Origin of the sequence: Vogesella alkaliphila, assembly GCF_014652475.1 — a bacterium.
Classification (GTDB): domain Bacteria; phylum Pseudomonadota; class Gammaproteobacteria; order Burkholderiales; family Chromobacteriaceae; genus Vogesella; species Vogesella alkaliphila.
The window spans coordinates 195,798-217,791 of sequence record NZ_BMYW01000003.1 but is presented as its reverse complement, the minus strand read 5'-3'; the positions used below and the strand labels follow the sequence as shown (position 1 = coordinate 217,791).

The following is a 21,994-nucleotide window of genomic DNA, read 5'->3' as shown; positions in this document are numbered from 1 at the left end:
TGCCCGCCGCGGCCGCGTGCTATGCTCGGCGCCAAATTCAACACCGGGGTTGCCCACCATGAAAAAACTTGCCCTTGCCGCACTCGCCGGCCTGCTGTCCCTGCCCGCCCTCGCCCACGACTACAGCGCCGGCGCGCTGAAGATCGGCCACCCCTACAGCCGCGCGATGCCGGCCGGCAGCCCGACCGCGGCGGTGTTCATGAGCATCAGCAACAGCGGCGGCGCCGACCGCCTGCTGGCCGCCAGCACGCCGCAGGCGGCGCGCGCCGAGCTGCACCAGCACCTCAACGACAACGGCGTGATGCGCATGCGCGAAGTCGCCGGCGGCATCGCGCTGCCGGCCGGCGGCACCGTCACGCTGGCGCCCGGCGGCCTGCACCTGATGCTGCTGGAAGTCCCGAAACAGGCGGCCAGCGGCGAGCGCTTCCCGCTGCAGTTGCAGTTCGAGAAGGCCGGCAAGGTCACCGTGGAGGTGAAGGTGGAAAGCGGCATGGCGCCCGCCCACCCCGCCGGCCACTGAGCCGCCCGTTTCCCCGCCGGGCGGCGACAGCCGCCACATCCGGGCATCGCCCCGTTGCGGCCAACCTTGGCCGCATCCGCGCCGGCATGGCGCAGCCAGCACGCGCGACAGAATGCAGAAGGGCCGCCCGATCGGGCGGCCCTTGTCATTGCCGGCAGTGCGCTTACTGGCCTTGCTGCATCAGGCGGCGGGTGGCCAGCGCGGTGTCGGTGTAGTCGGTGAACACGCCGTCGACGCCGGCGGCGAAGAACAGGCGGTACTCTTCCGCCGGCTGGTCCATGAAGTTGGCCGCCAGGTGCTTGGCTTCGTTGCGGAAGGTGTAGGGATGCACCAGCAGCCCCAGCTTGTGCGCGTCGCGGATCACGCCGTTCGGCTCCAGCAGCGTCATGTCGCGCTGGTCGACCACCTTGTCGCCGTTGACGTCCGCCGCCTTGCCGGCCTTGTCGGTCATCGCCTGCCAGCTGATCAGGTACGGCTTCCACGGGCCGATGCCGTCGGCGAAGCGGCGGATCTCCTTCAGCCCGGCCGGGGTCAGCATGTCGGCGTAGGTGCGCGCGTCGCCGGCGACCACGTGGTCATAGGGGCGGATCGTGTCGATGCTGCCGTCCGGACGCACGTCGTTGGCGTCCAGCAGGTACACCAGCTTGTTCGGGGTCAGCTTACGCAGCGTCTTGAGGTTGGCCGCCTCGAACGACTGGATGAACACCGGTGCGTTCTTGCGGTTCAGCCGGTGCTTGGCCAGCAGCGCCACCAGCGGTTTTTCCAGCGCCAGGCCCTGCTGCTGGTGCCAGGTCGGGTGCTTGGTTTCCGGGTAGACGCCGATCTCGCGGCCCAGTTCTTTGGACTTGGCTTCACGCAGCGCCAGCACCTCGTCGAAGGTCGGGATCAGGAACTGGCCGTCAAACGCCTTGCTGCGGTCGGCACGCGGCTGCACCGCGCGCAGGGTCTTGATCTCGGCGAGGGTGAAGTCGCTGGCAAACCAGCCCTCTTCCTCGACGCCGTCCACCTTCAGCGTGCGCTTGCGCGCGGCGAATTCCGGATGCCGGGCGACGTCGGTGGTGTCCTTCAGGTTGGGCTCGTGGCGCGCGATCAGCACGCCGTCCTTGGTGCTGACCAGGTCCGGTTCGATATAATCGGCGCCCAGCGCGATCGCCTTCGCGTATCCTTCCAGGGTATGGTCCGGCAGGTAGCCGGACGCGCCACGGTGCGCCACCACCAGCGGCGGCTTGCCGTCCAGCGTCGGAAACGGGGATGGGCCGGCGGCCAGTACCGGCCCCGACAGCAGGATGGCCAGCGGCAGCAGGCGCAAAGGCATGGATTTCATTGTTTACACTCCCTGAACGGCGTCAATGCGGAATCGCTGCCGGCAGCGTGACAGAACAACATGACATTTTATTGACCGTAACATGTAACGGTGATGACAGCGCTCCACCCTGTCCGCGCCCTACCCCGATACTGCTGAGACATGCGTCCATTTTCGATGAGATTCCGCCTGCGTCCCGGCCTGCTGCTGGGCGTGATCCTGCTGGTCGGCCTGGCCGGGCTGTGGCAACTGGCCAACAATGCCGCCGACAAGGTCGACGAGGAAGTCGCCGCCCTCACCCGCAAGACCCTGGAACAGGAACTGCTGCGCCAGCGCAAGACGCTGGGCCAGACGCTCAACGACTACGCGGTGTGGGACGAGATGTACCGCCAGAGCCAGGCGCCCCAGATGGACCGCGCCTGGCTCGCGGCCAACCTGACCGGCTCGGTGTACCAGAACCTGAATGTCGACATCGCGCTGCTGCTCGACCCCGCCGCCGGCGTGCTGTACGCGCTGGACCGCGGCGTGGTCAGCCCGCAGCCGCAACGGCTGCTGCAGCTGGAGCCGCGGCAGTGGCAGAACCTGCTGCGCCAGGCCGACCGCTACGATCCGCAGCAGGCCAGCACCGGCCCCAGCCTGCTGCTGCGCCAGCAACACGGCAACAGCCTGACCGGCCAGCCGCAGACCGCCATCTACCTGGCGGCGATCCAGCGCATCGCGCTGGAGTCCGGCGCCTCGCCTGACGGCCGCGCGCGCTACCTGCTGTTCGCGCGCGCGCTGGACCAGCGCCTGCTGCAGGAGATGGCGGCCAGCAACTCGCTGCGCCGGCTGTCGCTGAACTTCTCCGCCACGCCGCAGCACAGCGCGGCGCTGGCGCTGGAGAACAGCCAGGGCCAGACCCTGGGGCTGCTGGAGTGGGACAACGAACGCCCCGGCGACGCGGTGCTGCAGCGGCTGCTGCCGCAGAGCCTGCTGCTGCTGGCCTTCATGCTGCTGCTGTCCGGGCTGATCGTGCGCGCCGGCTACCAGCAGCAGCAGGCCAACGTGCGCCGCTCGCAGCGGCTGGAACAGCAGGGCCGCGCGTTGCAGCAGCTGGTGGCGGCGCGCCATAGCGAGACGCAGGTGTTGCAGGAGTACATCGACGAGATCCTGCCGCTGCTGGCGCAGACCCTCGGCGTCAGCCGCATCAGCGTGTGGCAGTTCAGCGCCGACCAGCAGAGCCTGCGCTGCCTCGCCGGCGTCGATACCGGCGACAGCCTGCGCTTCAGCGGCGACGTGCTGCCGCTGGACCAGCACCCCGACTACTTCGGCGCGCTGCGCGAACAGCGCTTCCTCAACACCGTGCAGCCGCTGCAGGACGAACGGCTGCTGTCGCTGCGCCCCTATCTGGCGGAGCGCGACATCAGGGCGATGCTCGACGCCAGCATCATGGTCGGCGGCCTGCAACACGGCATCATCTGCGCCGAGAGCCGCACCCGGCGCCGTGCCTGGCGCCAGGAAGACGTCAACTTCATCTGCTCCGCTGCCGACATCATCGCCCTGGTGATGGAGTCCTCCGCCCGGCTGCAGGCCGAGGGCGAGCTGTACCGCCAGTTCTACTACGACCGCTTCACCGGCCTGCCCAACCGCTCACGGCTGCAGATGCAGCTGGGCGAGCTGATCCAGCAGCGCGAAAACAGCCAGGCGCGCGACAAGCGCCCGATCGGCTGCATGATGCTGTCGCTGGAAGGCCTCGCCAACATCAACGAGCTGTATGGCCGCGACAGCGGCGACCAGCTGATACGCCTGCTCGGCGAGCGCCTGGAAAAGCTGGCGCGCAACGGCGAGATGGTGGCGCGTCACGCCGACAACCGCTTTGCCATGCTGCTGCTGGACGAGGACGAACTCGCCGTCAGCCGCCGCACCGACGAGGTGTGCGACCAGCTGCGGCAACCGCTGCTGCTGCAGGAGCAGCAGCTGTTCCTGCGCCTGAGCACCGGCCTCAGCATCTACCCGCACGACACCGTCCACGCCGACGGCCTGCTGGAACACGCCGAGCTGGCGCTGCAGCTCTCGCGCAACGATCCGGCCGGCAACTGGGTACGCTTCCGCCCGGAGATGAACGACAACTGGCGCCGCCGCCACCACATCCAGAACGACCTGCGCCAGGCGGTGGCGCGCGGCGAGCTGAGCCTGCACTACCAGCCCTACGTGTCGCTGAAGAACGGCCGCGTCGCCGGTGCCGAGGCGCTGGTGCGCTGGGAACACCCCAGCCTCGGCCGCATCCCGCCGGGCGACTTCATCCCGCTGGCGGAGGAAACCGGGCTGATCAAGGACATCGGCGAGTGGGTGCTGGGCGAGGCCATCCGCCAGGCGGTGCAGTGGCGCGCGCGCTACCTCAGCCAGTTCGTGATCTCGGTCAACGTGTCGCTGGTGCAGCTGGAGAACGCGCGCTTTGCCGAGGTGGTCGCCAGCCAGCTGGCCACCCACCACCTGCCGGGCGACGCGCTGGAGCTGGAGGTGACCGAGGGGCTGGCACTGCGCAACACGCCGACCATAGACAGCAACCTGCACAAGCTGCGCGCGCAGGGCATCGCCATCGCCATCGACGACTTCGGTACCGGCTACGCCTCGTTCAGCTACCTGCGCCGCTTCCCGGCCGAGAAGCTGAAGATCGACAAGCAGTTCCTCGACCAGGTGCCGGACAGCACCGGCGGCAGCAATCTGGTGCGCATGATCGTGGCGATGGGGCACACCCTCGGTGCCTCGGTCACCGGCGAAGGCATCGAGAACATCCGCCAGGCGCGCTTCCTGGCCGAGCACGGCGGCGATTACGCGCAGGGTTACCTGATCAGCCGCCCGCTGCCGGCCGGCGACATGGAGCGCTTCCTGATCGACAATCCGACGCTGGCGCTGTAAGCGCTGATGGCACTATCGAGAAATGTAAGCAAACGTTGCAAAGATGTAACATGGTGCAAAGCAACATTGTCGGACAATCGCGCCGCGCGCTTCCCCAATGCACCGGCTTGATGCACACTGGCCCTGCGTTTGCACCGCTGCCTCCACGCACAGCGCCAGGTTTACACAGATAGCCGGGTGATGGAGGAGAAAATACAGCTCTTCAAAGAGCCACGACACAACAACACAGAGATTTGCGAAGCAAGGTAGCGGTGCAGCGCCCTCCCCGGTTCCCCCCTCCCGTATTCGGCATTACCATGGCCTTTTTGCTTGCGGCCAACCTTCATGACCCCTGACACCTCCCCGCTGTTGCCCGTTGTCGCCATCCGCTATTGCACCGGCTGCCGCTGGCTGTTGCGTGCCGCCTGGATGGCGCAGGAACTGCTGACCACCTTCGAAAAGGAACTCGGCGAAGTCGCGCTGCAACCCGGCAGCGGCGGCGTGTTCCAGATCCGCGTCGACGGCGAGCTGCTGTGGGACCGCGCGCGCGACGGCGGCTTTCCCGACATCAAGCAGCTGAAACAGCTGCTGCGCGACCGCATCGCGCCGGACAAGGGTCTCGGCCACAGCGAGCGCGGCGGCTGACGCCAGGTTGGCCGCAAGGTGAGCATCCAGCGCAAGATCATCCACATCGATTGCGACTGCTTCTTCGCCGCGGTGGAGATGCGCGACAACCCGGCGTGGCGCGACATCCCGCTCGCCGTCGGCGGCCAGCCGGGGCAGCGCGGCGTGATCGCCACCTGCAACTACGAGGCGCGCCGCTACGGCGTGCACTCGGCGATGCCGTCGTCGCTGGCGCTGCGCCGCTGCCCGGCGCTGTTGATCGTGCCGCCGGACTTTGCCCGCTACAAGCAGGCCAGCCTCGCGGTGCAGGCGATCTACCACCGCTACAGCGAGCTGATCGAGCCGCTGTCGCTGGACGAGGCCTATCTCGACGTCAGCGGCCAGCCGCACTGCCACGGCAGCGCCAGCCTGATGGCGGCAGAGATCCGCGCCGCCATCCGCGACGAGGTCGGCATCACCGCCTCCGCCGGCATCGCCCCCAACAAGTTCCTGGCCAAGATCGCCAGCGACTGGAACAAGCCGGACGGGCAATGGCTTATCCGGCCGCAGGACGTCGCCGCCTTCGTCGAGACCCTGCCGGTGGAAAAGATCTGGGGCGTCGGCGCCGTCACCGCCGCCAAACTGAAGGCACAGGGCCTGCACAGCTGCGGCGACCTGCAGCGGCTGCCGCTGCTGGAGATGCTGCAGCGCTTCGGCAAGTTCGGCAAAACCCTGTACGACCTGTCGCGCGGCATCGACCACCGCGCGGTGGAGCCCTCGCGCGAGCGCAAATCGGTGAGCGTGGAGGAGACCTACCCCCGCGACCTGCCCGATCTCGCCAGCTGCGAGGCCGAGCTGGAACCACTGCTGGCACGGCTGGCGCAGCGCCTGCAGCGTATCGGCTCGCCGCCGTTTCGCGGCCTCAACGTCAAGATCAAGTTTGCCGACTTCAGCCAGACCACGGTCGAGCTGGCCGGCCAAACGTTGGCCGCAGACGTCTTCCGGCAGCTGCTGCACACCGGCTTCGCCCGCGGCAACAAGCCGGTGCGCCTGCTCGGCGTCGGCGTGCGCCTGCGCGAGGACAGCCCGGTGGCGCAGCAGCTGCCGCTGTTCGAGGAGGGGCTGCCGTAGACGGCAAAACAGCCATCCGCCGCGAGGCTGGATGGCTGCCGGGGGTACCGCGGTCGCTCAGTGCGGCAGGAACTTGCGCAGTACCTGCTCGCGGTCGTGCCACATGCGCGCCACGCTGGCGCGCTGCGCCAGCCGCTCGCGGTACTGCGGCGGCAGCGGCAGGCTGGCCAGCGGATCGTGGCCCAGCAGCGTGCTGCCGAGGTAGCCCAGATGCGGCAGCGCCACCGCCAGCGCGATGTCGGCGACGCTGAAATCGTCGCCGCACAGCCAGCTGCCCTCCTGCGCCATGCGCCGCGCCAGCGCCGCGGCACCGCGCGCGAGCCTGGCGGCGACCTCGGTCTTGTCCTGCTCCGTCAGCGGGGCGCCGAACAGCACATGGCCTACCAGCGGCGCGCTGGGGGCGATCAGGTAGTGCTCGATCAGCAGTGCCAGTTCGCGGGCGCGGGCACGACCGTTGGTCGACGGCGGCAGCAGCGACAGCGTCGGGTAGGCGTCCTCCAGCCACTCCACGATGGCGCCGGATTCGGCCAGCCTGAAGCCGTTGATGTCGACGTAGGGAATCTTGCCCATCGGGCTGGCCGCCAGCACCGCCTCGTCCTGCGACGGGCGCTGCAGCCGTTCCTCGAAGTTGACGCCCTTTTCGAGCAGGGCCACCTTGACCTTGTTGTACCAGGGCGACAGCGCGGAACCGTACAGGGTGATCATGCGGAAACTCCAGTAATTGCCGGTGGCGGCATTATGGCATCACTTGGCCGCGCTGCGCGTCGTCGACCAGCGCGCGATGGCCTGGCGGATCACCGGCAGCCCTTCGCGCGCCACCTTCTCGCCTTCCAGCATCGCCGCGCCGCGCTCGTCAAAATCGGCGGAGCCGATGTGCAATACCCGCGGCCGCAGCGTGACGTTGGCCTGCTTCAGCTCCTGCGCCAGCGCCGCCTGGCTCATGATGTTGAGGCTCTGGTCGAGCAGGCTGAGGAAGCCCAGCGCGCTCTTGCCGGTGGGCTTGGCCGAGATGTCGACCGCGATCACGATGTCGGCACCCATCTCGCGGGCGGCGATCACCGGCACCGGGCTGGTCAGCCCGCCGTCGACGTAGCGGCGGCCGTTGATGGTCACCGGCTGGAACACGTTGGGTATCGCCGCCGAGGCGCGCACCGCAGTACCGGTGTCGCCGCTCTTCAGCACCACCCGCGCGCCGCTGTCCAGATCGGTGACCACCGCGCCGAAGCGGCGCGACAGCTGCTCGATCTTCTTGCCGTCCACCTGCTGGTTGACCAGCGCCGCCAGCTTCTCGCCCTTCAGGAAGCCGGAGGTGGAGAAGGTGAAGTCGCGCAGGTCGCTCTCGTTGATGCGCAGCGCACGGTAGCGCAGCGCATCGCCGTCGACGCCGGAGGCATAGATGGCGCCGACGATGCTGCCGGCGCTGGTGCCGGTGACGATGTCCGGCACGATGCCGTTCTGCTCCAGCACGCGGATCACGCCGACGTGGGCGAAGCCCTTGGCCGCGCCGCCGCCCAGCGCCAGCGCGATTTTCGGTTTCGGTGCCGGTTTCGGCACCGAAACCGGCGGGGTCGGCGTGGTACACGCCGCCAATAAAAAAATTGCAGCACTGGCTGCAATTCTGGATACAGACCACATGGGCAAGGCTCTCACTGCTTGGGTGGGGAACGGGTGAACTCGATCACCTGGCTGCCGTCCGCCAAGATGGTCGGCTTTTTCTTCGGCTGCGCCTTCCAGGCGTGGCCGTACAGCACTTCGTAGGTCGCCGGCAGCTGGCCGTCGCGGCGCCGTGTTTCGTAGGCGTCGCAGATCCGCTGCCAGGTGTGCTTGCCCATCAGACCACGATTGCGGCCGGCAGTTGCATTGTGGGCGCCGATCGCCTTCAGGTCGTGCATCACCTCGCGCACGCTGTCGTAGGTCATCACGATCTTTTCCATGTCCATCACCGGCTCGGAGAAGCCGCAGTGCATCAGCGCATCGCCCAGATCGTGCATGTCGATGAACTGGTTGACGTGGGTGGCGCCGTCCACGGTGCCGAAGGCGGCTCGCAGCTCGGTCAGCGTGTCCGGCCCCAGGGTCGAGAACATCACCATGCCCTCCGGCTTCAGCACGCGCTGGAATTCGGCGAACACGCTGTCCGGCACGTTGACCCACTGGATCGCCAGGTTGGACCAGATCATGTCGACGCTGTGGTCGGCCAGCGGCAGGCGCTCGACGTCGGCACACAGCTGCCACGGCGCCGGCCGGCGGAACAGGCGGCCGAGCATGCCCTGGCCGTCGCGCTGCTTCTCGCGCGACGCGCACAGCATGCCGTGCGCCAGGTCCAGCTCCAGCACCCGCGCCTGCGGATAGCGCTGGCGCAGCATCGCCGCACCGTAGCCGGTGCCGCTGCCGGCGTCGAGGATCACCGCCGGTTGCAGCTTGATGTAGTCGAGGCGCTCGGCCATGCGGTCGGATACCTCGCGCTGCAGTACCGCGGCGGAGTCGTAACTGGTGGCCGCCCGCTCGAACGAGGCGCGAACGCGGTCTTTGTCGGTGTAAAACGCTTCGCTCATGCGTGCTGTTCCAGGTGTAGTCGCAGGGCTTCGACAAAGTCCGTTTCGTGCGACAGAAACGGTGCGTGCGAAGCCTGGGGAAAGTCGTAAAAAGTGGCGTCGGCCAGCTGCTGGGCCAGCCAGCGCCCGGCCCCGATCGGGGTGATCGCGTCGCGCGCGCCGTAGAACAGGCCGACCGGACAGGCGATGGCCTGGGCCAGCTCGCGTGCGTCGGCGTGCAGCAGGCAGTGCAGCGCCGGCAGCAGGCCCTGCGGTCGGCCGTGGGCAAACAGCTGCGCCTTCAGCGCCTTCAGCGTGTCGCGTGCCGCCGGCGCGCCCATCATCTGCAGTGCGAGAAAGCGCTCCAGCGTCAGCTCGAAGGCGGTGTCGAGACTGGCGCCGACGCCCTCGATCGCCTCGCGCGCCTGCGCGTGCGGCCAAGCTTCGTCGCGCACGAAGCGCGGGCTGGTGGCCACCAGCGCCAGGCTGCGCACCTGCTGCGGATGCTGCGCCGCCCAGTGCTGCGCGATCAGGCCGCCCAGCGACCAGCCGAGCAGGTGCACCGGCAGCGGGAAGTGGCCGGCGAGCGCGTCGGCAATCGCCGCCGCGTCAAAGTGCCCGGCCGCGGCGCTGGCGCCGTGGCCGGGCAGATCGACCAGGTGCAGGCAGAAGTCGGCTTCAAGGTTGGCCGCAACGCGCTCGAACACGCCGCCGTGCAGCCCCCAGCCGTGCAGCAGCACTAGGTCCGGGCCACGGCCGCGGGATTCTATAAACAGGGTCATCGACTAGTGCAAATGGGGCAAAACCCGATTTTCGCAATAGCGCGCCGAGAAAGAAAGCCCGTTGCGCTCACGCCGGCGAGGGCAGCAGACCGTCGCCGGCGTGGGTCAGCTGCTGCTGCATGCCAGCCAGCCGCGACCAGTCCAGCTCCGCCGCCGGCGACGGCCGCGCAAAGTAGTAGCCCTGCAGCCGCGGGCAGCCGAGCTGGCGCAGGGTGTGCACCTGCAGCATGGTTTCCACCCCTTCCGCCACCACCTCCAGCCCCAGCGCCGCCGCCAGCGCCAGGATGGCGCGCACGATGGCGGAGGATTCCTCGTGGCAGTGGATGTCGCGCACGAAGGCCTGGTCGATCTTGAGCACGTCAAAGTGGTAGCGGTGCAGGTAGGACAGCGCCGAGTAGCCGGTGCCGAAGTCGTCCAGCGCGAGGCAGATGCCGCGCTCCTTCAGCTGCCGCATCACCTCGATCGCCACGTCCGGCACGTCGATCAGCGCGCTTTCGGTGATTTCCAGGTGCAGGGTGCCCTCCGGCAGCGCGTGCTGCTGCATCAGCTCCTGCAGCCAGCCGACCAGCCCCGGGTCGTGGAAGTGCGCCGAGGACAGGTTGATGTGCAGGCACACCGCGTGGTCGATGCGGCCGCTGCCGTACCACTGCGCCAGCTGCGCGCAGGCGTGCTCGATCATGTAGCGGTCCAGCTTCAGGATCAGGCCGCTCTCCTCCGCCATCGGCAGGAACACGCTCGGCGCGATCAGGCCGCGCTGCGGGTGGTGCCAGCGCACCAGCGTCTCGAAGCCGGCCAGCCTGCCGCTGTGGCTGTCCACGATCGCCTGGTAGTAGGGCACCAGTTCGTGGCGGTTTTCCAGCGCGTGGCGCAGCTCGGCCTCCAGCGCCAGCTGGTCGGCCTGGTTGCGGCGCAGCTCGTGGTTGAACAGGGTGTAGCCGTGGCGGCCGCGCTGCTTGGTGCGGTACATCGCGTGGTCGGCGTCGCGCAGCAGGTCTTCGGCGCGCGAGTAGTGTTCCTTGTCGGCCAGCACCAGGCCGACGCTGACGGTGGTGAACAGCTCGCGCCCGGACAGCATGATCGGACGCTCGAACTCGCCGACCAGGCGCTGCGCCAGCCGCTCGCACTCCTCCAGCGAGTCGACGCAGCCGAGCAGCACCGCGAACTCGTCGCCGCCGAGGCGGGCGAGAAAGTCGGTATAGCCGAGGCAGCTGCGGATGCGCTGCCCGGCCTCGGTGAGCAGGTGGTCGCCGGCGAGGTGGCCGAGGGTGTCGTTGACCAGCTTGAAGCGGTCGAGGTCGATGAACACCACCGCGAAGCGCTGCGTCGGATCAAGCTGGAACTGGTCCCAGTTGCGCTTCAGCACGCGCGAGAAGTAGCTGCGGTTGGGCAGCTTGGTCAGCGGATCGTGCAGGCTGTCGTGCTGCAGCTGCGCGTTGACGGCGTCCAGCTCGTTGGTGCGCTCCAGCACGCGCTGCTCCAGGTCGGCATAGGCGCGCTGCAGGTCGTCCAGCGCCTGCACCCGCGCCAGCGCGCTGCCGATGTGGTTGGCAACGAACTCCAGCAGTTCCTGGTCGCGGTAGGAGTAGCGCACGCTCGGCTCGTAGCTCTGCACCGCCAGCACGCCGCGCAGCTCGTTGCCGCTGTAAAGCGGCACCCCCAGCCAGCTGACCGGCACCGCGATGTCGTGATCGTCGCTGGCCAGCAGCGCGTGGCCGCTGGCTTCGGCCAGCAGCAGCGGGCGGCCGCTGTGCAGCACCTGCTCCAGCAGGCCGCGCCCCGGACGCTGCGGCAGCGGGTCGGTCAGGTACAGGTCGGAGCAATAGGGAAAGCTCAGCTCGTTGCGCTCGCTGTCGTGCAGACACACCATACAGTTGCTGGCGTCGATGAACTCGGACAGCAGCCGGTGCAGGCCGACGAAGAAGGCCTCCATCGACAGGCTGGTATTGGAGATGTCGCCGATGCGGAACAGCACGCTCTGCAGCTGCTCGGTGCGCTTGCGCTCGGCCACCTCGGCGTGCAGGCGGATGTTGATGCCTTCCAGCTCGGCAGTGCGCAGCCACACCTTGCGCTCCAGCTCGGCGCGGTGCGCCAGCCGGTCCAGCGCGCTGGCGATGTGGTGGGCGATGAACAGGAAGGCGCTCTGCGCCGCGGCGTCGAAGCGCTGGTGCACGTCGTAGCTCTGCACCACCACCGCGCCGACCACCTTGCTGGCGGCGTCCAGCAGCGGCACGCCCATCCACCACGACGGCATCAGCCCGGACATCACCACGCCCTGCTGCCGGCACAGGCGGTCGATCTCGGCGCCCGACAGCAGCATGAAGGAATGCTGGCGGCACAGCCAGGCGGTCAGCGACAGCGTCTGCCCGCCGCAGGGAAACACCTCGTCCGGCCGCGGCGGCCGCGGCTCCATCACGTCGGCGAAATAGGGAAAGCGCAGCGTGTTGCCGCCCTCGTCCAGCAGCGCGATATAGAAGTTGTCGGCCGGCATCAGCCGGCTCACCGCGCGGTGCAGCCGGCGCAGGAAGTGCTCGACATTCTGCGACTCGTTGGCGAGGCGGTTGATGTCGAGCAGGGTATGGTGGGTGACGCGCGCCGCGCTCAGGTCATTGCGCAGGCTGGCGCTGGTCAGGTGACCGGTCAGCAGCAGCGCCAGCTGCGCGGTGCGCTCGCTGGCGGCGCAGCCATGCCAGAACAGGAAGCCGAGCGGCTGCTCGTGGCTGCCCAGTACCTGGCAGCAGACGGCAGCATCCGGCAGCGGGAGCGGGGCATCCGCCTTGGGCGTCGGCAGGGCGGACACATCCCCCCGCTGCGCCAGGCAACGCCACGACTCCCCCAGCCTTCCCCAAACGCTCGCCCCGAGCGGCAGCTGCCAGCAGAACAGGAAATCCAGGGCAGCTTCGGCGGCTTCTTCGGGCGAAAACAGAATATCAGCCGTGCTATTCATACGATTTTGGTTGAGCCCACTACGCGGCCACGCATCGCAACCGCGATTTTATTGTTATAGGGCACACCGGTCAGGGCAACGGCAGCGGCCGGGTCAGCGCAACAGCCTGACCAGCGCCTGTGCCAGTTGTGAAACGTCCTGCCCGGAATGCGCCGCCGACAGCGACACGCGCAAGCGCGCGGTTCCTGCCGGCACCGTGGGAGGCCTGATGGCGGGAACCCAGATCCCCGAACCCTGTAAATCCCCTGCCATCTGCACGGCAGCCTCGTTGCCGCCAATGATAATCGCTTGAATTGGCATACGGGAAGAGCATAACCGGAAAGAAGTTTCCGCCAGCGCGGCACGCAATGCCGAAATATGCTCTTGTAATAGCAGGCGACGCCACGATTCCCGCTCGATCAGCTGCAAACTGGCCAGCACCGCCGCCGCCTGCGCCGGCGGATGGGCGGTGGTGAAGATATAGGTGCGCGCGCGGTTGAGCAGCCAGGTCACCAGCTGGCGGCTGCCGGCGACAAAGGCGCCGGCCACCCCGGCCGCCTTGCCCAGCGTGGCCATGTACACCACGCGCGGGTGCTGCAACGCGTGTTCGACCAGCGCGCCGCGGCCGTCGCCGAGGATGCCGAAGCCGTGCGCGTCGTCGAGATAAAGCCACGCGTCATAGCGCTCCGCCAGCTGCAGCAGTGCCGCCAGCGGCGCTTCGTCGCCTTCCATGCTGTACACCGCGTCCACCACGATCAGCCGCGATTGCGCGGGCGTGTTTTGCAACAACTGCGCCAGATGCGCCAGATCGTTGTGGCGGAAGCGCTTGAATTCGGCGCGCGACAGCTGGCAGGCGTCGTTGAGCGAGGCGTGGTTGAGCTTGTCGGCGAAGATGGCGTCGCCGCGACCGACCAGGCTACTGACCACGCCAAGGTTGGCCGCATAGCCGGAGCCGAACAGCAGCGCCGCCTCGCAGCCGACAAACTCGGCCAGCGCCCGCTCTGCCTGCTCCTGGATGGCGAAGTGGCCGGCCACCAGCGCCGAGGCGCCGCCGCCGACGCCCCACCGCTCGATCGCCTCGCGCATCGCCGCCTTCAGCGCCGGATGATTGGCAAGGCCCAGGTAGTCGTTGCTGGCGAAGGCCAGATAGTCGCGGCCGCCGATGCTGACGCGCGGTCCCTGCGGGCTGTCCAGTACCGCGCGCTGGCGCAGGCGGTGTTCGGCCTGCAGTTGCGACAGCGCGCCGGCGAGTTGATCGGGACGCATGCGGCCAACCTTTCCTTAGCTTGATTGATGAAAAAAGCACCCGCCGGCGGCAAGGTGCTTTTCGATGATGCCACGGCAGTATCGCCGAGGCGCAGCCGATCGGGACCAGGCGCTTACAGCGGCTGCAGGCCCAGCTTGTCCATCAAGGCGCGGTCGGCGTCGACGTCCGGGTTGCCGGTGGTCAGCAGCTTGTCACCGTAGAAGATGGAGTTGGCGCCGGCGAGGAAGCACAGCGCCTGCATCGCTTCCGGCATCTCGCGACGGCCGGCGGACAGGCGGATATAGCTCTTCGGCAGCGTCAGCCGCGCCACGGCGATGGTGCGCACGAACTCGGTCCAGTCCAGCGACTCGGCGCCGTCCAGCGGCGTGCCGGTCACCTGCACCAGGTTGTTCACCGGCACCGATTCCGGCTGCGGGTCGAGGTTGGCCAGCTGCAGGATCAAGCCGGCGCGCTGCTCGCGGGTCTCGTTGAGGCCGACGATGCCGCCACAGCACACCGACAGCCCGGCACCGCGCACCTTGCCCAGCGTGGCGAGACGGTCTTCGTACTCGCGGGTCTGGATGATGTCGGCGTACTTGTCCGGCGCGGTGTCCAGATTGTGGTTGTAGTAGTCGAGGCCGGCATCCTTCAGCTTCTCGGCCTGGCCGTCCTTCAGCAGGCCGAAGGTGGCACAGGTCTGCAGGCCCAGCGCCTTCACCTGCTGCACCATGTCCAGCGTCTTTTCCAGGTCGGCATCCTTGGGGCCGCGCCAGGCGGCGCCCATGCAGAAGCGGCCGGCGCCGTTGGCCTTGGCGTGGCGCGCGGCCTCCACCACCTCGTCCACCGTCATCATCGGCTGGTTTTCCACCGCCGTTTCATGGTGCACCGACTGCGGGCAGTAGCCGCAGTCCTCCGGACAGCCGCCGGTCTTGATCGACACCAGCGTCGACAGCTGCACGCGGCTGGGGTCGAAGTGCTGGCGGTGGACCTCCGCGGCACGGAACACCAGCTCCATGAACGGCAGGTCGTACAGCGCCTCGACTTCCTGCTGGCTCCACAGCGCGGATTCGGGGTGCGGGGTGGCGGGACGCTGGAATTGGATGGTGGCCTGGGTCATGGTGGGCTATCGTCACTGTCTGAGAGTCAAAACTGGGCGAATCTTGCGCGAGGGCCGACCATGCTGTCAAACGCGATTGCAACGCTGCTTAACAACTGCCTCATTTTTGAGCAGCACTGCCAGCTGTGCGGCCAACGTCCGTGTGCCGGTGGCGTCTGTCCGGCCTGTGCCGCCGCGCTGGCGCCGCCCACCCCTACCCGTTGCCCGGTGTGCGCCGCGGCGGCGGCCAGCAGCCTGGTGCCCTGCGGCCATTGCCTGCGCAGGCCGCCGGCGTTTGCGCGCCTGCACGCCGCCTACGGCTACGACTACCCGCTCGACGGCCTGATCGGCGCCTGCAAGTACGGCCCTCAGCCGGCGCTGCAGGGCGCGCTCGCCAGCCTGTTGCGGCGACAGCTGCAAAGCACGCGTGAGCGGCCGGAAATCGACCTAGTGGTCGCGGTGCCGCTGGCGCCGGCACGGCTGGCGGAACGCGGTTTCAACCTGCCGGATGCCCTGGCGCAGGCAGTCGCTGCTACAATCGGCGGCCGCCTCGCCCACGACCTGTGTGTGCGCAAACGCAACACTGCGCCACAGGCCGCGCTCGACCGTCGTCATCGGCTGCGCAACGTGCGCGATGCTTTTTGCGTAAAGCGCCGCTGTGACGGGCTTTCCATCGCCATCGTCGACGACGTCGCCACCACCGGCGCCACCCTCGATGCGCTGGCCAAGGCACTGCAAAAAGCGGGCGCAAAACGGGTCGAAGCCTGGGTGCTTGCCAGGGCCTCCGACCACAAAATTTGACCAACCTGTTGATTTACCGGATTATTCACCCCGCAACGATGTTTACTGTTGTTCTCTACCAGCCGGAAATACCGCCCAATACGGGCAATATTATTCGACTCTGTGCCAACACCGGCTGTGAACTGCACTTGGTCAAACCGCTGGGTTTTCCGCTCGAAGACGCCAAACTGAAACGCGCCGGACTCGACTATCACGAGTACGCCCGCATGGTGGTCCACGAGAACTGGGAAGCCTGTCTGGCCCACCTTGGTCCGCGCCGCATCTTCGCGGCCACCACCAAGGGCGCCACGCGGCACGACCGCATCGCCTTCCAACCCGGCGATGTTTTGCTGTTCGGACCTGAATCACGCGGCTTGCCCCAGGAAGTCCTGGACAGTCTCCCGACTGACCAGCGGGTGCGGTTGCCGATGCGGGCCGAATCACGCAGTCTCAATCTCTCTAATGCTGTCGCTGTCCTCGTGTTCGAGGCCTGGCGTCAACACGGTTTTGCCGGAGGGATCTGAGCCAGTTCACTGAGTTGGCGCAACAGCATAGGAGAGGTTCATGCGACCTTTTTACCGATGGCTGTGGCTTGCGTTCATCAGTGCTGTACTGGTGGCCTGTACCACCGTCAGACCGGCAACTGCCACCCAGACAGCCAAGGTCACGACCAAAAAATCGCCTGCCAAAACGGGCGCCTACTTTCAGAATGACGGCCCGGGCAGCAACATCCCGGTTAACCTGGACCTGGTTCCGGACGCCGTTCCCCAGGCAGAACCGCTGATCGCTGCGGCCAACCTGCCCTACACCGCGCTGGGCATGAGCTTCCGCCCGGACAAGAGCGCCAAGCCTTACCGCAAGACCGGCCGCGCCTCCTGGTACGGCAAGCAGTTCCACGGTCGCAAGACCAGCTCCGGCGAGCGCTACGACATGTTCGCGATGACCGCGGCGCATCCGACGCTGCCGATCCCGAGCTATGCCCGCGTCACCAATGTCAGCAATGGCGAATCGGTGATCGTGCGCATCAATGACCGCGGCCCGTTCCACAAGAGCCGGCTGATGGACCTCAGCTACGCCGCCGCCCACCGCCTGGGCTACGTCAACCGCGGCTCGGCCGAGGTGCTGATCGAGCGCGTGTTCCCGGTCAAGGGCAGCGAGCGCATCGCCACCAAGCCGCCGGCGATGCAGGCTGCCGCCAGCGATCCGCTGTACCTGCAGCTGGGCAACTTCTCGCGCCTGGCCCGTGCCGAGGCCGAGCTGAAAAAGCTGCTGGCCGACGACAGCCTGCACGACGACAAGCTGGCCATCGTCAATCATGACGGTATCTACAGCATCCGCATGGGTCCGTTCCAGGGCGACCACGAAGCGCTGGCCGTCGCCAACGCGCTCAGCGTGGCACCGGTGATCACCCGCTAAGCCCGCTGCACCAGTATCAGCACCGCCTGCCTACCTCCGCGTAGCCAGGCGGTTTTTTCATGGTGGCGGCGCCAGGCCGATGCCGGCCGCCTTGATCACCTCGGCCAGGGTGGCGAAGAGGCCGGCGATATCCTGCTCGTGCACGTGGGCATAGCCCAGCAGCAGGCCCTGCTGGGCCGGTGCCGCGCCGCGGTAGTAGGCACTCAGCGGCCGGGTGAGGATGCCCCGCTGCAACGCGGCCTCGGCAATGGCGTGATCGTCGCAGCCATCGGGCAGGCCCAGCACCAGGTGCAGGCCGGCGGCGCCGTCATGGATAGGCAGCCGCGCGCCAAAATGCGCGGCGATCGCCGCCAGCAGCGTCTCGCGCCGTAGCGCATAGAGATGGCGCATGCGGCGGATGTGCGACACGAAGTGGCCCTCGGCGATGAAATCCGCCAGCACCGCCTGCGTCAGGTACTGTCCGCCGCGGAACAGCTCCGACAGCCCGGTCTGGAAGCTGGCCACCAGCGCTTCCGGCACCACCATGTAGGCCAGCCGCAGCCCCGGGTAGATCACCTTGGAAAAGGTGGCGAGGTAGATCACCCTGCCGTGGCGGTCCAGCCCCTGCAGCGACGGCAGCGGCGAGCGGCCGTAGCGGAATTCGCTGTCGTAGTCATCCTCCACGATCCAGCTGTTATGGCGCCGCGCGTAGGCCAGCAAGCGCCGCCGCCGAGCCAGGCTCATCACCGCGCCCAGCGGGTACTGGTGCGACGGCGACACGTAGATCAGCTTCGGCGCCCCCAGCCGTGCGCCCTCCTCCACCTGCAGGCCATCGCCGTCGACCGCCACCGGCTGCGTGTCGAGCCCGCTGCTGCGCCACACGCTGTGCACGCCCCAGTAGCCCGGATTCTCCACCCATGCCGTGTCACCGACGTCGCCCAGCAGCAGCGCGATCAGCTGCAACGCCGCGTGCGAGCCGTTGGTGACGATGATCTGCTCCGGGGTGCAGATCACGCCGCGCGAGCTGCGCAGGTAGTCGGCCAGCGCGCTACGCAGCGCCGGCAGGCCGGGGCCGACGGAGTAGGTCAGCAGGTCCGGCTGCGGCTTGCGCCACTGGCGGTTGTGCAGGCGCATCCAGGTGCGCGACGGAAAGGTACGCACCTCCGGCACCCCCGGCATGAAGGCGCCCCACTGCTTCTCACCGGCACCGGCCTGCGCCACCAGCTGCGTGCCGCGCCGCGAGATCTCGGCCTGGCTGTCGGCGCCGGCCCTGGCCGCCGCCGGTTCCCGCCCGGGCAGCCGCTCCGGCCCGGTGTCCAGCACGAAGGTGCCGCGGCCAACCCCGGCCGCCAGATAGCCCTCCACCACCAGCCGTTCGTAGACGTGGATCACGGTATTGCGCGCGATGCCCAGCTCCTGCGCCAGCTGCCGCGACGACGGCAGGCGCAACCCTGGCGGCAGCACCTCCTGCAGGATGCCGTCACGCAGCAGGCGATACAGCTGCAGGGTGTTGGATTCGGCACTGTCGCGGCGGAAGTGTTGCAGCAAGAGATCCGCCAGCATTTGCTGCAGCGCGATCTGGGGCGAGGAAGGGGAGGCCATGGCAGGAAACCCGCGCAGATTGGTTCTATTAAAAAAACACGATTGGGTCTAATTTTATCACCAATCAGCCCGTACACTGCCGCCGGCTTTTGCTTGCAATCACAATCGCTGCTGCCCTGCACTCCCCAGCAACCCAATAACGGTCCCGGCGCGTCCGCGCACGGGCACCAGGCAGCCGCGTTAATGGAGAATCCGACCCCAATGAGTACTTCCTCCGCTGGACTGAGCCACGGGCTCAAGGAACGCCACGTCACCATGCTGTCCATCGCCGGCGTGATCGGCGCCGGCCTGTTTGTCGGCTCCGGCCACGCCATCGCCGAAGCCGGCCCGGCCGTGCTGATCGCCTACGCCATCGCCGGCCTGCTGGTGGTGCTGGTGATGCGCATGCTCGGCGAAATGGCCGTCGCCTCGCCGGACACCGGCTCGTTTTCCACCTACGCCGACCGCGCCATCGGCCACTGGGCCGGCTACCTGATCGGCTGGCTGTACTGGTGGTTCTGGGTGCTGGTCATCCCGCTGGAGGCCACCGCCGCCGCCACCATCCTGCACACCTGGTTTGCCGGCGTGCCGCTGTGGGCCTTTGCGCTGGGCATCACCGTGCTGCTGACCATCACCAACCTGTTCAGCGTGAAAAACTACGGTGAATTCGAGTTCTGGTTCGCGCTGGTGAAAGTAGTCGCCATCGTCGCCTTCCTGGCCATTGCCGGTGCCGCCATCATGGGCCTGATTCCGGGCAGCCAGACCAGCGGCGTGTCCAAGCTGTTCGACCACGGCGGCTTCATGCCCAACGGCTTCGGCGCGGTGCTGGGGGCGATGCTGACCACCATGTTCACCTTCCTCGGCACCGAGATCGTCACCATCGCCGCGGCCGAATCCGACAACCCGCAACAGCAGATCACCAAGGCCACCAACTCGGTGGTATGGCGCATCAGCCTGTTCTACCTCGGCTCCATCTTCGTGGTGACCTCGCTGGTGGCGTGGAACGACCCGCAGTTGGCCGCACTGGGCTCCTACCAGCGCACGCTGGAGCTGATCGGCATCCCCAACGCCAAGGCCATCGTCGACGTGGTGGTGCTGATCTCGGTGGCCAGCTGCCTGAACTCGGCGCTGTATACCGCCTCGCGCATGCTGTACTCGCTGTCCACCCGTCGCGACGCGATGCAGGTGTTCAACAAGACCGCCGGCAACGGCACGCCGCAGAACGCGGTGCTGGGTTCGATGGTGGTGGGCTTCATGATGGTGATCGCCAACTATCTGGTACCGGAAGCGGTGTTCAACGTGCTGCTGGCCACCTCCGGCGCCATCGCGCTGCTGGTCTACATGGCGATCGCCATCTCCCAGCTGCGCATGCGTCAGCACATGATCGCGCGCGGCGAGACCCCGGCCTTCAAGATGTGGCTGTTCCCGTGGCTGACCTGGGCGGTGATCCTGTTCATCGCCGCGGTGCTGGTGATCATGGCCTTCCGCCCCGACCACCAGATCGAGGTGCTGAGCACCGCCGCGCTGACCGTGCTGCTGTTGCTGGTCGGCTGGATCCGCTCGCGCCTGCTGGGCACCAACTGGCGCCACAGCAGCAGCACGCTGGCGGCGGCCAACGCCGGCTGAATCCGCCTCACGAATACCCTGTTGTCTGCTTGCCCGCCTCTGGCGGGCTTTTTTTCATGCTGCGGTCACCGTGCAGGCAAGAAAAAACCCCGGCACGGGCCGGGGTCAACACCTTTGCAGGCTCCTGCTCAGGGAGGTGAAGCAGGAAGGTGTGAACACCTGCTTACTTTGACGGCTTACTCGGGCAAAGTTCCGGCGGCACCGGGATTTTCTTCGCCACCGAAGTCGTCCTCCTCCACCGCGGCGAACCAGTCCTGTACCTGCTGCTCGACTTCGGCGGTGCCGGTCTTCTTCGAGCTGGAGAACAGCTGGATGCTGATTTGCGGGTAGTCGTGCAGTTCTTTTTTGACCGAGGCCAAGACTTTCTGCTGCTCCTGACGCGATAATTTGTCGGCTTTGGACAGCAGGATGTGCACCGGACGCTTGGTCTCGCGGAAGAACTCGATCATCTTCCAGTCCAGATCGCGCAGCGGCCGGCGCGAATCCATGATCAGCAACAGGCCGATCAGGCTGGTACGCGACTGCAGGTACTGCCCCAGCAGCTCCACCCAGTGCGCGCGCACCGCCTCCGGCACCTCGGCGTAGCCGTAGCCGGGCAGGTCGACCAGGTAGCGCTCCTGGCCCAGATCGAAGAAGTTGATGTGCTGCGTGCGCCCCGGCGTCTTGGACACGAAGGCCAGGCGGGTGCGGTTGCACAGGGTATTGATGGCGCTGGACTTGCCGGCGTTGGAGCGCCCGACAAAGGCGATCTCGGCGCGGGTCGGCGGCAAATCCTTAAGATGATTTACGGTGGTAAAGAAGCGGGCGTTCTGAAAGATCGTCATAGTAGTAAGTGTAAAGTCAGTTGGTATAGAATAGCAGGTTTGAAATTGCCACCTTTACAGATATTTACGCAATCTCTCTCGAGGAGTGACCATGAAACGTAAGATGCTGTTGGCGATCGCTGCCGCTACCCTCGCCGGTAGTGCACTGGCCGCCACCCCAGCTGTGACCCGTGGCGATGTCGCCAAAGGCAAAGTGATTGCCGAGCAAGTGTGTGCCGCCTGTCACGGTGCGGACGGCAACAGCGTGGCCTCCGCCAACCCGTCGCTGGCTGGCCAGCACGCCAAATACCTGGAAAGCCAGCTCAAGGCCTTCAAGAGTGGCGAACGCAAGAACCCGATCATGCTGGGCATGGCTGCCAGCCTGTCCGACGCCGACATGAAGAACGTGGCCGAGTACTTCAGCGAACAGAAGCTGAAAGCACGCCAGGCCAACGACAAGGCCCTGCTGCCGGCCGGCCAGAAGCTGTACAAGGCAGGCAACCCGGTGACCCGCGTTCCGGCCTGTATGGCCTGCCACGGTGCCGCCGGCAAGGGCTTCCCGGCCCAGTACCCGGCACTGGGCAGCCAGCACGCCGCCTACATCGTCAAGCAGCTGAACGACTTCAAGGCCGGCACGGACCGCAAGAACTCGATCATGGCCGACGTGGCCATGCGCATGTCTGACGCCGACATGAAAGCGGTCGCAGAATACATTTCCGGCCTGCGTTAAGCGCAACTTTTTGCTGCTGACACGTTCCAAAGGGGGGCCTTCACGCCCCCCTTTGTCGTGCTTCGAA

General features: G+C 67.2%; 19 protein-coding genes. 9 read left to right on the top strand and 10 right to left on the bottom strand.

The window, feature by feature from the left end; translation table 11 throughout:
* Positions 1-58: 58 nt before the first annotated feature.
* Positions 59-520, top strand: a complete 462-nt coding sequence (locus tag IE100_RS06535; RefSeq protein WP_189373293.1) for a copper chaperone PCu(A)C — start codon at positions 59-61, stop codon at positions 518-520.
* Positions 521-683: 163 nt separating this feature from the next.
* Here the strand turns inward: IE100_RS06535 and IE100_RS06530 are convergent, their stop codons facing one another.
* Positions 684-1,844: a glycerophosphodiester phosphodiesterase gene (locus IE100_RS06530; RefSeq protein ID WP_189373292.1), complete on the bottom strand. Its 1,161-nt coding sequence runs from the start codon at positions 1,842-1,844 to the stop codon at positions 684-686.
* A gap of 156 nt (positions 1,845-2,000) precedes the next feature.
* Here IE100_RS06530 and IE100_RS06525 point away from each other — a divergent pair, with 156 nt between their 5' ends.
* From IE100_RS06525 to dinB, 3 genes are all read left to right on the top strand, one after another.
* Positions 2,001-4,721: a bifunctional diguanylate cyclase/phosphodiesterase gene (locus IE100_RS06525; RefSeq protein ID WP_189373291.1), complete on the top strand. Its 2,721-nt coding sequence runs from the start codon at positions 2,001-2,003 to the stop codon at positions 4,719-4,721.
* Between the two features lie 324 nt (positions 4,722-5,045).
* Complete coding sequence (locus IE100_RS06520) at positions 5,046-5,345, top strand: Rdx family protein (RefSeq protein WP_189373290.1); 300 nt, start codon at positions 5,046-5,048, stop codon at positions 5,343-5,345.
* 18 nt (positions 5,346-5,363) lie between these two features.
* Positions 5,364-6,434, top strand: a complete 1,071-nt coding sequence (gene dinB / locus IE100_RS06515; RefSeq protein ID WP_189373289.1) for a DNA polymerase IV — start codon at positions 5,364-5,366, stop codon at positions 6,432-6,434.
* 57 nt (positions 6,435-6,491) lie between these two features.
* Here the strand turns inward: dinB and IE100_RS06510 are convergent, their stop codons facing one another.
* The 7 genes from IE100_RS06510 to bioB all read right to left on the bottom strand — a co-directional run bounded on the left by IE100_RS06510 (position 6,492) and on the right by bioB (position 15,033).
* A complete protein-coding gene (locus IE100_RS06510; RefSeq protein WP_189373288.1) occupies positions 6,492-7,139 on the bottom strand; it encodes a glutathione S-transferase family protein in 648 nt (215 codons plus the stop codon).
* Between the two features lie 39 nt (positions 7,140-7,178).
* Complete coding sequence (locus IE100_RS06505) at positions 7,179-8,069, bottom strand: patatin-like phospholipase family protein (protein WP_189373287.1); 891 nt, start codon at positions 8,067-8,069, stop codon at positions 7,179-7,181.
* An 11-nt stretch (positions 8,070-8,080) separates the two neighbouring features.
* Entirely contained in the window at positions 8,081-8,986 is a 906-nt protein-coding gene (gene bioC / locus IE100_RS06500) for a malonyl-ACP O-methyltransferase BioC (protein ID WP_189373286.1), read from the bottom strand.
* Positions 8,983-9,747 (bottom strand): pimeloyl-ACP methyl ester esterase BioH, encoded by a 765-nt coding sequence (bioH, locus tag IE100_RS06495; RefSeq protein ID WP_189373285.1) that lies wholly within the window; start codon positions 9,745-9,747, stop codon positions 8,983-8,985. The genes bioC and bioH overlap by 4 nt, the downstream gene beginning before the upstream one ends.
* 67 nt (positions 9,748-9,814) lie before the next feature.
* On the bottom strand, positions 9,815-12,691 hold the full coding sequence (locus IE100_RS06490) for an EAL domain-containing protein (RefSeq protein ID WP_189373284.1): 2,877 nt from the start codon (positions 12,689-12,691) through the stop codon (positions 9,815-9,817).
* Between the two features lie 93 nt (positions 12,692-12,784).
* Positions 12,785-13,936 (bottom strand): 8-amino-7-oxononanoate synthase, encoded by a 1,152-nt coding sequence (gene bioF / locus IE100_RS06485; protein ID WP_189373283.1) that lies wholly within the window; start codon positions 13,934-13,936, stop codon positions 12,785-12,787.
* Positions 13,937-14,049: 113 nt separating this feature from the next.
* On the bottom strand, positions 14,050-15,033 hold the full coding sequence (gene bioB, locus IE100_RS06480; protein ID WP_189373282.1) for a biotin synthase BioB: 984 nt from the start codon (positions 15,031-15,033) through the stop codon (positions 14,050-14,052).
* A 237-nt stretch (positions 15,034-15,270) separates the two neighbouring features.
* Between bioB and IE100_RS06475 the strand changes: the two genes are divergently transcribed.
* Genes IE100_RS06475 through IE100_RS06465 form a run of 3 tightly spaced genes read left to right on the top strand, consistent with a single transcriptional unit; the run spans position 15,271 to position 17,208 of the window.
* The gene (locus IE100_RS06475; protein WP_229800264.1) at positions 15,271-15,813 is read left to right on the top strand and encodes a ComF family protein; all 543 of its coding nucleotides are present in this window, start codon (positions 15,271-15,273) and stop codon (positions 15,811-15,813) included.
* A gap of 38 nt (positions 15,814-15,851) precedes the next feature.
* The gene (gene trmL, locus IE100_RS06470; protein ID WP_047965962.1) at positions 15,852-16,316 is read left to right on the top strand and encodes a tRNA (uridine(34)/cytosine(34)/5-carboxymethylaminomethyluridine(34)-2'-O)-methyltransferase TrmL; all 465 of its coding nucleotides are present in this window, start codon (positions 15,852-15,854) and stop codon (positions 16,314-16,316) included.
* A 40-nt stretch (positions 16,317-16,356) separates the two neighbouring features.
* Entirely contained in the window at positions 16,357-17,208 is an 852-nt protein-coding gene (locus IE100_RS06465) for a septal ring lytic transglycosylase RlpA family protein (RefSeq protein ID WP_189373281.1), read from the top strand.
* A 57-nt stretch (positions 17,209-17,265) separates the two neighbouring features.
* Here the strand turns inward: IE100_RS06465 and pdxR are convergent, their stop codons facing one another.
* Positions 17,266-18,789 (bottom strand): MocR-like pyridoxine biosynthesis transcription factor PdxR, encoded by a 1,524-nt coding sequence (pdxR, locus tag IE100_RS06460; protein ID WP_229800263.1) that lies wholly within the window; start codon positions 18,787-18,789, stop codon positions 17,266-17,268.
* 201 nt (positions 18,790-18,990) lie between these two features.
* Between pdxR and gabP the strand changes: the two genes are divergently transcribed.
* The gene (gabP, locus tag IE100_RS06455; protein ID WP_189373280.1) at positions 18,991-20,394 is read left to right on the top strand and encodes a GABA permease; all 1,404 of its coding nucleotides are present in this window, start codon (positions 18,991-18,993) and stop codon (positions 20,392-20,394) included.
* Positions 20,395-20,570: 176 nt separating this feature from the next.
* On the opposite strand, the gene yihA is transcribed toward gabP, so the two are convergent.
* Positions 20,571-21,218, bottom strand: coding sequence for a ribosome biogenesis GTP-binding protein YihA/YsxC (gene yihA / locus IE100_RS06450; RefSeq protein WP_189373279.1), 648 nt, complete (start codon positions 21,216-21,218; stop codon positions 20,571-20,573).
* Between the two features lie 91 nt (positions 21,219-21,309).
* On the opposite strand from yihA, the gene IE100_RS06445 reads away from it, so the two are divergent.
* Positions 21,310-21,927 (top strand): c-type cytochrome, encoded by a 618-nt coding sequence (locus tag IE100_RS06445; RefSeq protein ID WP_189373278.1) that lies wholly within the window; start codon positions 21,310-21,312, stop codon positions 21,925-21,927.
* Positions 21,928-21,994: the final 67 nt, after the last annotated feature.